This window comes from Dyella koreensis, from assembly GCF_044904565.1.
Classification (GTDB): domain Bacteria; phylum Pseudomonadota; class Gammaproteobacteria; order Xanthomonadales; family Rhodanobacteraceae; genus Dyella_D; species Dyella_D koreensis.
The window spans coordinates 684,712-699,041 of record NZ_JADIKD010000012.1 but is presented as its reverse complement, the minus strand read 5'-3'; the positions used below and the strand labels follow the sequence as shown (position 1 = coordinate 699,041).

Below are 14,330 nucleotides of genomic sequence, written 5' to 3'. Positions count from 1 at the left end.
GAGAGGGCGAGGCTGGTCGATACCTGATGAGCTTCATGTCCGCCAAGCCGTTGTTGTCCGCCATTGCCCGCTGGGTTCATCGCTGGCAGAACTGGCTGGTGGGTATCGTTCTGGTGATGGCGGCATTGATCGGTTGCCGCCTGTGGCCGCATGTGCCATTGCGCGAGTGGCAAACCTCATCCACTGCCGTGTACGACAGCAAGGGCCATCTGCTGCGACTGACCCTGGCCAGCGATGACCGCTATCGCCTGTGGGTGCCCCTGCGCGATGTGTCGCCGCAACTGGTGCAAGGCGTTTTGCTGCACGAAGACCGCTGGTATCGCTGGCACGCCGGTTTCAATCCGTACGGTCTGTTGCGCGGCGCATGGGTGACCTATGTACGCCATGGCAATCCGCAGGGCGGCTCCACCGTCACCATGCAGCTGGCGCGCCTGCTGTGGCGGCTCAACACGCGCACACCGCTGGGCAAGCTGCACCAGCTCGGGCGCGCGATCCAGCTGGAGCTGTTCTATTCGAAGAACCAGATTCTCGAGGCGTATCTCAACTACGCCCCTTATGGGCGCAATGTCGAAGGCGTGGGCGCCGCCAGTCTTGCGTACTTCGACAAGCCACCCGCGGCACTCAGTCTGCCCGAGGCGCTGACGCTCGCGGTGGTGCCGCAAGATCCTACCCGGCGTCTGCAGGCATCCGCCGAAAGCGTGGGTGATGCACCGTCTGACGTTATCAATAGCCGACTGACCGAGTCGCGCAATCGACTCTACGCACGCTGGCTGCGCGCGCATCCGCAGGATGCCTCACTGAAGCCGCTGTTCGCCTTGCCGCTCAACCTGCGGCCACTTTCGCAGTTACCGTTTGAGGCACCGCATGCCGTGGAGCAAGTGTTGGCGGCACGGCGACTGCAAGCCGGGCCACTCGACAGCCGCGTCACCACCACCCTTGATCTGGATCTGCAGCACGGTCTCGAACGACAAGTGGCGCGCTATATCGAGCGCAACAACGCGCGCGGCATCCGCAATGCGGCCGCCATCCTGATCGATACCCGCGACATGGCGGTGAAGGCGTTGGTGGGTTCGGCTGGCTATGCCGATGGCAGCATCCAGGGCCAGGTGAACGGCACGCTGGCCAAGCGTTCGCCAGGATCGACCCTCAAGCCTTTCATCTATGCACTGGGTTTCGACCAGGGCGTATTGCATCCGCAGACAGTGCTGCGCGATGTGCCGACATCGTTCGGTCCGTATACCCCGGAGAATTTCGACGGTCATTTTCTTGGCCCGGTGACCGCCACTGAGGCTCTGGTACGCAGCCGCAATATCCCCGCCGTGTGGGTGGCTTCGCAGCTGCGTCAGCCGAGCTTCTATCAATTCCTGCGCGACGCCGGCATCAGCCGACTGGCCAGCGAGAAACACTACGGCCTGGCCCTGGTGCTCGGCGGCGGCGAAGTCACCATGCAGGAACTGGCCGGGCTCTACGCCATGCTGGCCAATCGCGGCGAACTGAAGCCCTTGCGCCTGCTCGCGGATGACCCGTCGTCGAAAGGCACGCGCCTGCTCAGCGACGAAGCCAGCTTCATGGTGATGGACATGCTGCGCCAGAACCCGCGCCCGGACGAAACCACTGGCGCGCAGCCGGATCGTCTGCCGGTGTACTGGAAAACAGGCACCTCCTGGGGTTTCCGTGATGCCTGGACCGCGGGCAGCTTCGGCCCCTATGTGCTGGTGGTATGGGTCGGCAACTTCGACGGCAGCAGCAATCCTGCCTTTGTCGGTGCGGAGGCGGCCGCGCCGCTGTTCTTCCAGATGGTCGACGCCCTGCGCGCCGAACGGCCACGATTGAGCGAACCGGTACGGCACATGCCAGCCAACCTCAAGCGCGTGGATATCTGTCTCGCCAGCGGCGATCTGCCGAATCAGTGGTGCCCGCAGAAAGGCATGACCTGGTTCATTCCCGGCAAGTCACCGATCCGCGTCAGCCAGATCCATCGCCCGGTGGTGATGGACGACGCCACCGGCAAGCCGGCGTGCCCGCCTTATGAGGGGAAACACACCCATCTGGAGGTGTACGAATTCTGGCCGTCCGAGTTGCAGCAGGTCTTCATCCAGGCCGGCATTCCGCGCCGCACGCCGCCGCGCAACGAAACCTGCACGAACAGCGGGGTAGCCGTCGGCGAGCCTCCACGCATCACCTCGCCGCTGCGCGGCAGCATCTACGCCATGCGGCTGAAGCAACAGGGCGAGAGCCGTATCGCCTTCGCCGCGAATGGAGATGCCGCAACACGCACGCTGTACTGGTTCGTCAATGACGCCTTTGTGGGGCGCAGCGCGCCCGGAGAATCGCTGTTCTGGCAACCGCAGGCAGCGGGCAATTACGAAGTTCGCGTGATCGATGATCGCGGCATGAGCGACCAACGGTCGCTGGGTGTCAGCTTGGTGGAATAGATTCCGAATCCTGGGGGGAAGGGATGTGATGAGACTCGATGATGTAAGGAAACTCACGCAGGCGGCTTCGCCATGAAGCCAGGGAGAGGGATGGTGCGCCACGACGTTTTTCTCGCTTCCTGTCTCTGGCTCTTCGTCATGTTGATGCCCACGGCCTGGGGCGATGAATGGCCTGAGGGCCATAGCTGTATGTCGCATACGGTCATCGGTGGCTTGGCGGAGGACGGCAAGTCAGTAGAGGTGCCGCTAGCGGGCATAGACCAGATCAGCGGAGCATGCAGTGACCATTCGCCCTTATGGATTCAAGGGGACGACAGGCCACATGCCTGCACGCGACTGACCATAGAAGGGGAAGCGATCGCCCATCTGTGGCTGTCGCCATTGCCCGCGCAGCCAGCCAAAAAGATGTTGGCGCCGCCATTGCTGATATCCACGCGCCGTTTTGCGCCGGCAAGATGGAAGGAGCGCCCGGCGACCGTCGCCGAACTCGATGCCCTACGCGCCCTGCACTCCACATTGAAACCACCTGCCTTCGAAGGCAGTGTTCTGGAGGATCAGGGCGTCACCTTGCCATTGGGGCCGACAAGTTATCTGCCGCTCGGCAAGGGCGTAACGGCCATCGATACCGGTGTTGACGGTAGCGTCTACCTGTTTGTGCCAGGGCGCGCATTGAACGACGCTGATGCGGAGGGCATGTCGGCGGTCGGTCCAGAGAAGGGATGTGCCACCGTTTCGCAGCTGGTCTTCGTACGTTCGCCGCGCGGGGTTCACTATCGGGTCGAGTTGCCTGCCAAGCCAATGGCCTATGTCGCCGATCCGGATAGCTCGTATCCTGCCGTGCAGGTAGCCACCAATTGCGGAGCGATGATGTTCATCTGGCGCATCGAACCGAACCCAAGCAAGCTCATTGATTACCAGAACGGCTATGAGTACGGCGATGCCCTTCCGACATCGGGATATGGTCGCTATGTTTCGTTGTGGCAGTCCCGTGGGCGCTAGCAACCTCACATCCGTATGAGTAACGCCCCTGCACAGTCGTACTATCGTGCCACCGCGACGGCTTACGAGCCGTACGTTGCCCTGCAGGGCAAGACCGACGCGCGCGTGGCGATCGTGGGTGGCGGTTACGCGGGTTTGCAGACGGCGTTGGGGTTGGCCGAGCGTGGCGTACGCGATGTAGTGTTGCTTGAGCGCGAGCAGATCGGATTCGGCGCTTCTGGCCGCAATGGCGGTTTTGTCTTTGCTGGTTATTCGCTGGGTGAGCAAAGCCTGCTGAACCAGCGCGGCGACGCGCAGGCACGCTCCTTGTTCGGCCTGACCACGGTAGCCGTGGAGCGCATTCGCCGGCAGGTCGCGCGTTACGCCATTCCGTGCGATCCGGTGGATGAAGGCGTGATCTGGGCCAACTGGTTCCGCGACCCTGCGGTATTACGGCAACGGCAGCAGTTGCTGGCTGAACACTACGGGGTGCAGTGGGAATGGATGCCGCAGGAAGCATTGCGCGAGCGCGTGCGCAGTGAGCGTTATTTCGACGGGCTGTACGAGCGCAATGCCCTGCATCTGCATCCGCTGAATTTCGCGATTGGCCTGGCCGGGGCGGCAGCGGAGCAGGGTGTCCGTATTCACGAGAATACGGATGTGTGGCAGCTGCGTCGTGATGGCCTGCGCTGGCGCCTCGAAACCGCGCAAGGTGCAGTGCTGGCCGATCAGGTGGTATTGGCCTGTGGCGGTTATCTGGCGGGGCTGCGGAAGCCGATCGATCGGGCGATTCTGCCCATCGCCACGTACGTGATGGTGACGGAGCCGCTGGGCGATCGTCTGGCGGATTGTCTGCGCACGCGTGCGGCCATCTACGACTCGCGCTTTGCTTTCGATTACTACCGGCCGCTGCCGGATACACGGCTGTTGTGGGGTGGACGCATCTCCATCCGCAACCGCTCCTCAAAAGCGGTGCAGCGAGTGCTGAGCAAGGATATGCAGCGGGTGTTCCCTTCGCTCAAGGGAGTGAAGATCGATTACGCGTGGTCGGGCTTGATGAGTTACGCGCGCCACCAGATGCCGCAGATCGGCGGAAGTGCCGACGGTTTGTGGTGGGCGCAGGCGTTTGGCGGGCATGGCCTGGCGCCTACGTGCGCGGCCGGCGACTTGCTTGCCGCTGCGATTGCCGGCAGTGATGATCGCTGGAAACAGTTTGCCGATTACGGCCTGGTCAGCGCGTGTCGCCCTGCCGGCTATCTTGCGGCGCAGGCCAGCTATTGGTGGCAGCAAGGCAAGGATTGGTTCAAGACGAGGCTGGAAGGATGAGTGAAGCAACGGCGCACGATACGGCAGAGATCAGCTGGGCCGATTTCGAAAAGGTGCTGATGGTGGCCGGCACGGTGATACGGGTGGAAGCTTTCCCCGAGGCGCGTAAGCCGGCCTGGAAAGTGTGGGTGGATTTCGGTCCTTACGGCGAGAAGAAGACCAGCGCGCAGATCGCGGCGCTGTACGCACCGGAGGATCTGGTCGGCCGGCAGATTGTCGGCGTGATCAACTTTCCCGAGAAACAGGTGGGGCCATTCCGTTCGCAGTTCCTTCTCACGGGTTTTCCCACCGAGGCCGGTGTGGTGATTGCTACCATCGAACGTCCGGTGCCCAACGGCACTCGGCTCGCCTGAGATGAGCCTGCCTGATATGAGCATGTTGCGCGGGGCGCGCCTGGATGATGCGAGCGAAATCGCTCGCCTGTCTGGCGAACTCGGTTATCCCGCTTCGGCGGCCGAGATCGTGACGCGGCTGACGGCATTGCTCGACGACCCGGTCCACCGCATCAGCGTGGTGGAGGCTGCGGGTACTCTGCTTGGCTGGATCGCCGTGGAATGCCGGATGACGCTGGAATCGGGTGAGCGCGCGGAGATCGTCGGCCTGGTGGTGAGTGAGCAGGCACGTCGCCAGGGTGTAGGGCGCACGCTGGTCGATGATGCGGAGGCATGGGCGCATGCTCTGGGCTTCGCCACGCTGGTAGTGCGCTCCAATGTGTTGCGCGATGCCTCACATGAGTTCTATCGCAGGCAGGGTTATATGCTTCGCAAGACCCAGCACGTCTATGCCAAGACCCTGGACGCCGTGAGTTGATGTAAAGCCCCGTACGCGGCCGCTCTGCGCCCGCGTTGTGCCATGCATGGCCGGGCAGGGATGTTCATCATGTCCATCTCTACCAAGCAAAGGGGTCTTTATGAAGAAGTTTGTGCTCTGGGCATGGCTGGGCGGAGCGGCTGCATTGTGCGCGCCAGGGGTATATGCAGGACAGGACCCCGCGTGGACGCAACCGCAGAAGCCGTTCCGCATTTACGGCAATAGCTGGTACGTAGGCACTCACGGTCTCGGCGCCATCCTGATCACGTCGCCGCAAGGCCATGTGCTGATCGACGGGACCTTGCCGGAAAACGCCCGCCAGATCGAAGCGAATATCGAAGCGCTTGGTTTCCGGGTGAAGGACGTCAAACAGATACTCAATTCGCATGCGCACGCCGATCACGCGGGAGCCATCGCGGCGCTGGCGGCTGCGAGCGGCGCGGCGGTAACAGCCAGCGAAGCCGGCGCCAAGGCGTTGAGGTTGGGCGGCAATGATCCCGAGGATCCGCAATATGGCGAAGCGCCAAGGTTTCCGCCGGTGGCCAAGGTGGGCGTGGTGGCGGACGGTGGACAGGTCCGTGTCGGCGATATCGTGGTGCAGGCGCATTACACCCCCGGGCATACGCCGGGCAGCACCAGCTGGACCTGGGAATCCTGCGAGGCGGAGCGCTGCCTGCATATGGTGTATGCCGATAGCATCACGGCTTTCAGCAATGACGCCTATCGCTACAGCAACAATGCGGAACATCCGCATCGCGAGCAGGATTTCCGCCAGACGTTTGCCAATGTCGCCAGCTTGCCCTGCGACATCCTGATCACCCCGCATCCCGATGCCAGCGATTTTCTAGACAAGGTCGCGCTGCGCGATCAAGGCAAACAGCCGAATCCACTAGTGGATTCGAAAGCCTGCAAAGCCTACGCGGCCGCTGGTGGCGTCAAGCTGGACAAGCGCCTGCAGCAGGAGCAGCAGGGCAAGCATTGATCGCCCACCGTACGGTTACTGGTGCTGGCGATCCAGCCATACCTCGAGGCCCTGGGCGTTCAGTTCAATATCCATGCCAAGGATATCGATGAGCGCCTGGCGGCTGCCGTTCCAGCCGTGGTCGGCGGCGCGTTCGGCGTAGAGATCGGTGAGCGCGTGTTTGAGCCAGTCGTGGCGATCGGGTTTGCGATAAGCGACCAGCGCCAGTTCGGTCATCACATCGATCTGGGCATGCAGGTCGTCGGCCAGTTTCTCGACATCGCGCACTTGATCGTAATGAGTGAGGTACATCGCCTGCGGGTGCAGAGCGACCAGGCGGCGGATCGAGTCGTGCAGCGCGCTGGGATCGAACTGTACCGGCGAACTGGTCGGTACGATGAACGGGCCCTTGGCGGTATCGAACTCCCGGTAGGAGAGGCCGAAGGTGTCCCCGGTGAAGCAGACATTGGCTTTCTCGTCATAGACGCTGAGATGGTGCATGGCGTGGCCCGGCGTATCCAGGCAGCGCAGCGCGCGGCCTTGCAGATCCACTACGTGGCCCTCCGGCGCAGTGATCACCCGTTCCGCCGGGATCGGGCGCAGGCGGCCATAGGTCTGCTCCATCACGGCTTCGCCGTAGACGGCGCTGGCGCCAGCCCATAGTTGCGTTGGGTCGATCATGTGGCGGGCGCCACGCGGATGCACCACGACCTTGGCCTGCGGCAGCGTGGCCGCCAGTTCACCGGCGCCGCCGGCATGGTCGAGGTGTACATGGGTGAGGATCAGCCAGTCGACCTGTGCCGGCTCCAGGCCGGCGGCGGCGAGGGCATCGAGCATGCGCGGCACCGCATGGTTGGTGCCGCAGTCGATAAAGGCGCCATGCCCGTTCTCCACCACAAGATAGGCGGCGTCAAAGCGTGGCCGCACGAAGCCGGTGTCGATGGTGTGGATGCCGTGAAGGGATGTCATATCCGTCTCGTCCTGATTCCGGAGCCGCAAAGGTAGCAAGAGGGATGAGGCAGGGCACTTCCACCATGGTCGACCCTATTGACCGCGTGCGGAGCGGGCGATAGAGATGCGTCTGCGGCGCAACGGGCGGGAAACCCATGACTCACATGCTTCTGCTGGTGCTCGATCTCATCGGCACCTTTGTGTTCGCGCTCAGCGGCGCAGTGACCGGTGTTCGACGCAAACTGGATCTGTTCGGCGTGCTGGTGTTGTCGTTCGCGGCCGGCAACGCCGGCGGCATCACGCGCGATCTGCTCATCGGCGCCACCCCACCGGCGGCGATCGCCGACTGGCGTTATCTCGGTGTCTCCGTATTAGCCGGTATGGTCACGTTTTACCGCTATTCGAACATTCAACGCTGGCGCAATCCGGTGCAGATGTCCGATGCGGCGGGCCTGGCATTATTCGCGGTCGCCGGCGCGCAAAAGGCGTTGGCGCACGGACTTAATCCGGTCATGGCCGCCTTGCTTGGCATGCTCAGCGGCGTGGGCGGTGGCATTCTGCGCGACGTGCTGGTAACGCAGATACCCACGGTGTTGCGCGCGGATCTGTATGCCGTGGCCGCGCTGGCGGGTGCCGCTGTGGTCGTGCTGGGCGAGCAGTTTCATGTGCCGCTCGTGGCGACTACGCTGACCGGCGCTGCGCTTTGTTTTGGACTGCGCTTTATGGCCATCCGGCACGGTTGGCATCTTCCCGTGTCACGCCATTCCGGCATGGAAGATCCGCCGGTCTGAACCGTGCCTGCGGCCACTCTCGCGGTGGCGTGGCGTCATGTATCCCTGGTCAGGCGCAGATCGTTGAACTTGCGGCGTTCGATGAGCGCATTGACCTTGCCATGTTCATCGCGATGGAAGATCAGCAGATTCCGTTCGTCGTCACTGCCCATGAAGACATCTTTTGCGATGGGCTCAAGCCGGTTAGCAAGGCCACCTGCCTTGGTGACATAACTAAGCACGCCTTCCTTGCTGCTCACCGTCCAGGCGCGGCGCAAATGGAAACAGAGTGCGTCCTAGTTCTTTGATTTCCGGATATGTCCAATGGACGCGCGACTGTGCCATGACGAAGAATGTTGACTTGGTGTAGTGCATTCGATGGAGTGTTATGCAGAATCAACGGATCTTTGGTCTAGCCATGGCGGCGGCGCTTTCTCTGACGTCGCCGGCTTCTTGTGCAGCGGATATACCCGAAAGCATAGCTGCTCGTGCCAGCAACGAAGGGCATTACGATGGCGCGAATTCGATCGGTCTCGTTGCTGTGCCGAGCATCGCGTGGGAGTCGTGCGAGAAATACACCTACAACTGGTTCGAGCTTGGCGACCGGATGTTATGCGGGAAGGTGGCTGTCCCCGTCGACTATGACCACCCCGATGCAGGAACAATGCAAGTCAGTGTGATCAAGATCGCGGCGTCACGGAGTGATCGTCACCGTGGTGTGATCGTGGTTAATCCTGGTGGGCCCGGGGCGCTTACGGGTTTGACGTTTGCGCAAGACGTTTTCGGATTTTGGAGTGCAGGTGATCCCAACAATCCAGCCGGAGCGTTGTTGAAACAGATTACAGAGGACTACGACATTGTTGGTTTTCTCCCCAGGGGAACCGGCACCTCCGAAGCGCTTGTCGGTAGTGGTGATACTGCGGAAGTGAGTGGGCCGGGCGACTATGCACTGAATTGTCATAGTGACCAGACGATCCCGGATTTCATTGATCCGGATGATCGCAGCAGTGCCAATATCGTGCGTATGCAGGATAAGGCGCGAGTGATTGCAAATGGCTGCCAAGGGGTGTCGCGCGCACAGGCCGCTTATGTAAATACCGAGCGCACAGTGCGTGATATTGACGTCATACGCCAGGCCTTGAAAGAGGAGTGCATCAATTTCTACGGCACTTCTTATGGCACCTGGATGGGTGCGTGGTACGCGATATTATTTCCGGGGCACACCGATCGTTTGGTTCTGGACAGCAGCATGGATTTCACCAGGTCGTTCGATGTGGCGCTGGTGAATCAAATACGGTCCATTCAGAGCGTGGTGGATCTAAAGCTGATTCCGGAGATCATCAGCAGGCCCGATTACTACCATCTCGGTAGCAATCCTTCCCATATCGGCCAGCTGATGGCTTCGCTGCCGCCAAAGGTCCGGAGGATTGTCCGCAACAGCAATATTGGCGATCTATTGTCGGCAACTTCCAACCCTGGGTTGGCGCTAACCGCCGCTCAGGGCGTGGCGGCGTTGTTGAAGGAAAATCCTGGTATTGATAAAAGTACGATGCTTTCGCTCGTCCGCCAGCACGTATTCAGCAATGACTACGAGGCAAATGGCACGGCCCGATTTCGTGCCAGAGGCATGGTCAATGAGTATTTCAGTGACGTTGACGATCAGCCATTGAACCTGGATGTATCTTCGTCGGTTTACAATGCTGTGTCCTGCAACGACGCACCTCTAGGCAATACTTACCCGCAATATTGGGCTTCGCTGGGAAGCCTGCTTTCGTCGCCTTCGCTAGCGGTGGATACCGAGGATGTTACGGGAAATCCGTGCATCTACTGGTCCGATCAATATTCGGCTCATAAGCCTACGCAGGACATGTTGAGCAGGCTTCCTCCCACGTTGATGCTTCAATTGCAGTACGACCCGCTTACCCCATTGTCGGGAGCGAGGTCACTACACTACGCCATCCGCAACTCATCGCTGGTGACGATAGAAGATGGCGTTGGGCATGGCGTCATCGCCAAAGGCAATGAGTGCGCGTCCAAGCTTATCGGAGAGTATTTCATTAACCGGACGCTGCCTGCCCCGGAGACGGTTTGCACGTCAAATGGTCAACGAAATGCATCCATGTATGCCGATCCCACATGGGCCGATACAGTTCGGGGGAAGCTCCAGGAGACGATAAATACGTCGAACCACTGGGGTGTGTTCAAGTAGACACTATCGCTGGGGCGCTACCTGGCTTGTGTGTCCAGCCAAAGGAACGGCGCCGTATCGCTACGGCGCCGTTCTTGTTTTCGATGATGCTGATGATCAGAGCGCTTCGAAAATACCGGCGGCGCCCATACCCGTACCGATACACATCGTCACCATGCCGTACTTCTGCTTGCGACGGCGCATGCCGTGGATCAGTGTGGCGGCGCGGATCGCCCCGGTGGCGCCGAGCGGGTGGCCGAGGGCGATGGCGCCGCCGAGCGGGTTGACCTTGCTCGTGTCGAGGCCGAGGTCCTTGATCACCGCGAGCGACTGCGCGGCGAAGGCTTCGTTGAGTTCGATCCAGTCGAGCTGGTCCTGGGTCATGCCGGCCTGCTTGAGCGCCTTCGGAATCGCTTCCTTCGGACCGATGCCCATGATGTCGGGACGCACGCCGGCGACGGAGAAGCCGACGAAGCGGGCGAGCGGCGTCAGGTTGTATTCCTTGATGGCAGCTTCGCTGGCCAGCAGCAGCGCGCCGGCACCGTCGGAGGTCTGCGAGGAGTTGCCGGCGGTGACGCTGCCGCCGAACTGGCCGTTGCGGAACACCGGCTTGAGTTTGCCGAGCACTTCCACCGTGCTGCCCGGACGCGGACCTTCGTCGGTATCGATCAGACGGCTATCCGTCTTGATGCCGCGCGTGGCGAGGTCGGGATAGTGGTCGTCGAGCTGGAACGGAGTGATCTCGTCCTTGAACTCGCCGGCCTTGATGGCGGCGAGGGCACGTTCGTGACTCTGCGCCGAGAAGGCGTCCTGCTCTTCGCGCGAGATCTTCCACTGCGTGGCGACGTTCTCGGCGGTGATACCCATGCCGTAGGCGATGCCGATGTGCTCGTTGTCAAAGATGCCCGGGTTCATGGCAATCTTGTTGCCCATCATCGGCACCATGCTCATGCTCTCGGTGCCGCCGGCGATCATCAGATCGGCTTCACCCAGGCGGATGCGGTCGGCGGCCATGGCGATGGCCTGCACACCGGAGGAGCAGAAGCGGTTGATGGTGACGCCCGGCACGGTGTCGGGCAGGCCGGCCAGTAGCACGCCGATGCGCGCCACATTCATGCCCTGCTCGGCCTCGGGCATGGCGCAGCCGATGATGGCGTCGCCGATGCGGTGCGGATCGATGCCCGGCGCCTGCGCCATTACGGCACGGATCACGTGGGCGAGCATGTCGTCAGGACGGGTGTTGCGGAATACGCCGCGCGGCGCCTTGCCGACCGGGGTGCGGGTGGCGGCGACGATGTAGGCGTCTTGCACTTGCTTGGTCATGGTCTTTGCTCCGTGGCGTCGCGCGGTTCGCGGCGACGCACTTCAGTTTTTGATCGTCATTCCGGCGAAGGCCGGAGTGGCTCTTCAACAGCGCAAGCTGGTCATCCAGTCACTCAGTGTTGGGTTGTCGCTACTGGATCCCGGCCTACGCCGGGATGACGAACCCTTAGTTCCTCAGCGGCTTGCCGGTGGTCATGGTGTGGGCAATGCGCGCCTGCGTCTTTTCCGTCTGCGCCAGTTCCACGAAGTGCTTGCGTTCCAGCGCGAGCAGCCATTCCTCGTCCACCAGCGAGCCGCGCTCGATCGAACCGCCGCACAGCGTGTCCGCGATGCGGGTGGCGATCGCGACGTCGTGTTCGGAAGCGAAGTAGCCGGCCTGGAGATTGGCAAGCGAAGCGCGGAAGGTAGCGGTGCCGACATCGCCGGCCACCGGGATGGCGCGGGCAGGCAGTGGCGGGCGGTAGCCGCTCTCCGCCAGCGCGCGCGCCACCTGCTTGGCGACGTAGAGCAATTCATAGGCGTTGAACACGACGACGTCGCTGTCGCGCAGCAGGCCCAGCTGCTTGGCTTCGAGTGCGCTGCCGGAGACTTTGGCCATCGCCACGGTCTCGAATACCTTCTTCAATGCTTCGAACGGATCGGACGGGTTGGACTGCGCGGCACGCACGGCCAGCTCATGCAGGCCGCCACCGGCCGGGAGCAAACCCACGCCGGCTTCGACCAGACCGATATAGCTTTCCAGCGCGGCGACAGTACGCGCCGAATGCATCTGGAATTCGCAGCCACCACCGAGGGCGAGACCACGCACAGCAGACACCACTGGCACCAGCGAGTGCTTGATGCGCATGCTGGTGTGCTGGAAGTTAGCGACCATCTTCTCGAAGTCGTCGAGCTTGCCAGCTTGCAGCAGGCCGAGCGCGCCCTTGAGATCCGCGCCAGCGGAGAACGGTTCGCCGGTCTGCCAGATCACCACGGCCTTGAGCTTCTGCTCAGCCACGTCGATGGCTTGCTGGACGCCGTCGAGTACCTGATCGTTGACCGTGTTCATCTTGGTCTTGAACGAGATGATGCCGACGCCGTCATCGCCGAGCGTCCACAGGCGTACGCCGTCGTTCTCCCACACCGTGGTGCCCTGGTCGAACTTCTCGCCCAGGATCGGATCGGGGAACAACTGACGCTGGTAGACCGGATGCTGCGAACGCGGCTTGTCAGCGTTAGCGCTGGCCGAGTACGAACCGGCCTTGCTGTGCACACCGGTGCGACCATCGGTGACCCATGCCGGCAGCGGTGCCTTGCTCATGGCCTTGCCGGCGGCGATGTCTTCGGCGATCCAGCCCGCCACTTGCTGCCAGCCGGCAGCCTGCCAGGTCTCGAACGGGCCGAGCTTCCAGCCGTAGCCCCAGCGGATGGCGAAGTCGACGTCGCGCGCGGTGTCGGCGATGTCGGCGAGGTGATAGGCGGTGTAGTGGAACAGGTCGCGGAAGGTAGCCCACAGGAACTGCGCTTGCGGGTCGTTCGACGCGCGCAGCTTGCCGAACTTCTCGGCCGGATCCTTGATAGCGAGGATGGCAGACACTTCGTCCGACGCCTTCTGCTCGGACACGCGGTAGTCGCGCTTGGCGACATCGAGCACCACGATGTCCTTGCCGGCCTTACGGTAGAAACCCGCACCGGTCTTCTGGCCCAGCGCGCCCTGGTCGATCAGGCCCTGCAGCCATGCCGGCGCCTTGAAGTATTCGTGCCACGGATCGTCGGCCAACGTATCGGCCATGGTCTTGATCACGTGCGCCATGGTGTCCAGGCCGACCACGTCAGCGGTGCGGTAGGTCGCACTCTTCGGACGGCCCACGGCCGGGCCGGTCAGCGCATCGACGGTGTCGAAGCCGAGCTTGAACTGTTCGGTGTGGTACATGGTGGCCAGCATCGAGAACACGCCGATGCGGTTGCCGATGAAGTTCGGCGTGTCCTTGGCGTAGACCACGCCCTTGCCGACGGTAGTGGTGAGGAAGGCTTCGAGGCCTTCGAGCACGGTCTTGTCGGTGAGCTTGGTCGGAATCAGTTCGACCAGATGCATATAGCGCGGCGGATTGAAGAAGTGCACGCCGGTGAAGCGATGGCGCATTTCTTCCGGCAACGCCTCGGCCAGGCCGTTGATCGACAGGCCCGAGGTGTTGCTGGCGAGCACGGCGGTGGGAGAAACGAACGGCGCGATCTTCTTGTAGAGATCCAGCTTCCAGTCCATCCGTTCGGCGATCGCCTCGATCACCAGGTCGACGTCCTTCAGATGCTCCAGGTCATCGTCGTAGTTGGCCGGGATGATCGCCGCGGCTCGGGTGCTGTCAGCCAGCGGGGCAGGAGAGAGCTTCTTGAGGTTGTCGATGGCCTTGAGCGCGATGCCGCTCTTCGGGCCTTCCTTCGCAGGCAGATCGAACAACACGGTTTCGACGTTGGCGTTGGTCAGGTGCGCAGCGATCTGCGCGCCCATGACGCCGGCGCCGAGAACCGCGGCCTTGCGGATACGCAGCGTTGATGTAGGAAGCGGTGCAGCGGTCATTGGCTTCTCCGAAGATCAAACACAGGGTGAGTCG

At 62.1% G+C, this 14,330-nt stretch carries 12 protein-coding genes; 8 read left to right on the top strand and 4 right to left on the bottom strand.

Annotation, left to right across the window (positions count from 1 at the left end; translation table 11 throughout):
• Positions 1–26: 26 nt before the first annotated feature.
• From pbpC to bla, 6 genes are all read left to right on the top strand, one after another.
• Entirely contained in the window at positions 27–2,435 is a 2,409-nt protein-coding gene (pbpC, locus tag ISS97_RS17995; protein WP_379983217.1) for a penicillin-binding protein 1C, read from the top strand.
• Between the two features lie 90 nt (positions 2,436–2,525).
• Positions 2,526–3,434 carry a hypothetical protein gene (locus ISS97_RS17990; protein WP_379983218.1) on the top strand — a complete coding sequence of 303 codons (909 nt, stop codon included), beginning with the start codon at positions 2,526–2,528 and terminating at the stop codon, positions 3,432–3,434.
• A 15-nt stretch (positions 3,435–3,449) separates the two neighbouring features.
• Positions 3,450–4,739, top strand: a complete 1,290-nt coding sequence (locus tag ISS97_RS17985; protein ID WP_379983219.1) for an NAD(P)/FAD-dependent oxidoreductase — start codon at positions 3,450–3,452, stop codon at positions 4,737–4,739.
• Positions 4,736–5,092: a tRNA-binding protein gene (locus tag ISS97_RS17980; RefSeq protein WP_379983220.1), complete on the top strand. Its 357-nt coding sequence runs from the start codon at positions 4,736–4,738 to the stop codon at positions 5,090–5,092. The genes ISS97_RS17985 and ISS97_RS17980 overlap by 4 nt, the downstream gene beginning before the upstream one ends.
• Before the next feature lies 1 nt (position 5,093).
• On the top strand, positions 5,094–5,549 hold the full coding sequence (locus ISS97_RS17975) for a GNAT family N-acetyltransferase (protein ID WP_404580154.1): 456 nt from the start codon (positions 5,094–5,096) through the stop codon (positions 5,547–5,549).
• 100 nt (positions 5,550–5,649) lie between these two features.
• A complete protein-coding gene (gene bla / locus ISS97_RS17970; protein ID WP_379983222.1) occupies positions 5,650–6,531 on the top strand; it encodes a subclass B3 metallo-beta-lactamase in 882 nt (293 codons plus the stop codon).
• 15 nt (positions 6,532–6,546) lie between these two features.
• Here the strand turns inward: bla and ISS97_RS17965 are convergent, their stop codons facing one another.
• Positions 6,547–7,479, bottom strand: a complete 933-nt coding sequence (locus tag ISS97_RS17965; protein WP_379983223.1) for an MBL fold metallo-hydrolase — start codon at positions 7,477–7,479, stop codon at positions 6,547–6,549.
• Positions 7,480–7,616: 137 nt separating this feature from the next.
• Between ISS97_RS17965 and ISS97_RS17960 the strand changes: the two genes are divergently transcribed.
• On the top strand, positions 7,617–8,252 hold the full coding sequence (locus ISS97_RS17960; protein ID WP_379983224.1) for a trimeric intracellular cation channel family protein: 636 nt from the start codon (positions 7,617–7,619) through the stop codon (positions 8,250–8,252).
• Positions 8,253–8,287: 35 nt separating this feature from the next.
• Here ISS97_RS17960 and ISS97_RS17955 read toward each other — a convergent pair whose 3' ends face one another.
• Positions 8,288–8,491 (bottom strand): hypothetical protein, encoded by a 204-nt coding sequence (locus ISS97_RS17955; RefSeq protein WP_379983225.1) that lies wholly within the window; start codon positions 8,489–8,491, stop codon positions 8,288–8,290.
• 128 nt (positions 8,492–8,619) lie between these two features.
• On the opposite strand from ISS97_RS17955, the gene ISS97_RS17950 reads away from it, so the two are divergent.
• Positions 8,620–10,440, top strand: a complete 1,821-nt coding sequence (locus ISS97_RS17950; RefSeq protein WP_379983226.1) for an alpha/beta hydrolase — start codon at positions 8,620–8,622, stop codon at positions 10,438–10,440.
• A 96-nt stretch (positions 10,441–10,536) separates the two neighbouring features.
• Here ISS97_RS17950 and ISS97_RS17945 read toward each other — a convergent pair whose 3' ends face one another.
• Both ISS97_RS17945 and ISS97_RS17940 read right to left on the bottom strand, forming a co-directional pair.
• The gene (locus ISS97_RS17945) at positions 10,537–11,742 is read right to left on the bottom strand and encodes an acetyl-CoA C-acyltransferase (protein ID WP_379983227.1); all 1,206 of its coding nucleotides are present in this window, start codon (positions 11,740–11,742) and stop codon (positions 10,537–10,539) included.
• A 166-nt stretch (positions 11,743–11,908) separates the two neighbouring features.
• A complete protein-coding gene (locus tag ISS97_RS17940) occupies positions 11,909–14,296 on the bottom strand; it encodes a 3-hydroxyacyl-CoA dehydrogenase/enoyl-CoA hydratase family protein (RefSeq protein ID WP_379983228.1) in 2,388 nt (795 codons plus the stop codon).
• Positions 14,297–14,330 lie beyond the last annotated feature (34 nt).

Excerpts from the sequence above, each read along its gene's own strand:
- pbpC (WP_379983217.1), top strand. The coding sequence starts at position 27 with ATGAGCTTCATGTCCGCCAAGCCGTTGTTGTCCGCCATTGCCCGCTGG.
- ISS97_RS17990 (WP_379983218.1), top strand. The coding sequence starts at position 2,526 with ATGGTGCGCCACGACGTTTTTCTCGCTTCCTGTCTCTGGCTCTTCGTC.
- ISS97_RS17985 (WP_379983219.1), top strand. The coding sequence starts at position 3,450 with ATGAGTAACGCCCCTGCACAGTCGTACTATCGTGCCACCGCGACGGCT.
- ISS97_RS17980 (WP_379983220.1), top strand. The coding sequence starts at position 4,736 with ATGAGTGAAGCAACGGCGCACGATACGGCAGAGATCAGCTGGGCCGAT.
- ISS97_RS17975 (WP_404580154.1), top strand. The coding sequence starts at position 5,094 with ATGAGCCTGCCTGATATGAGCATGTTGCGCGGGGCGCGCCTGGATGAT.
- bla (WP_379983222.1), top strand. The coding sequence starts at position 5,650 with ATGAAGAAGTTTGTGCTCTGGGCATGGCTGGGCGGAGCGGCTGCATTG.
- ISS97_RS17965 (WP_379983223.1), bottom strand. The coding sequence starts at position 7,479 with ATGACATCCCTTCACGGCATCCACACCATCGACACCGGCTTCGTGCGG.
- ISS97_RS17960 (WP_379983224.1), top strand. The coding sequence starts at position 7,617 with ATGACTCACATGCTTCTGCTGGTGCTCGATCTCATCGGCACCTTTGTG.
- ISS97_RS17950 (WP_379983226.1), top strand. The coding sequence starts at position 8,620 with ATGCAGAATCAACGGATCTTTGGTCTAGCCATGGCGGCGGCGCTTTCT.
- ISS97_RS17945 (WP_379983227.1), bottom strand. The coding sequence starts at position 11,742 with ATGACCAAGCAAGTGCAAGACGCCTACATCGTCGCCGCCACCCGCACC.
- ISS97_RS17940 (WP_379983228.1), bottom strand. The coding sequence starts at position 14,296 with ATGACCGCTGCACCGCTTCCTACATCAACGCTGCGTATCCGCAAGGCC.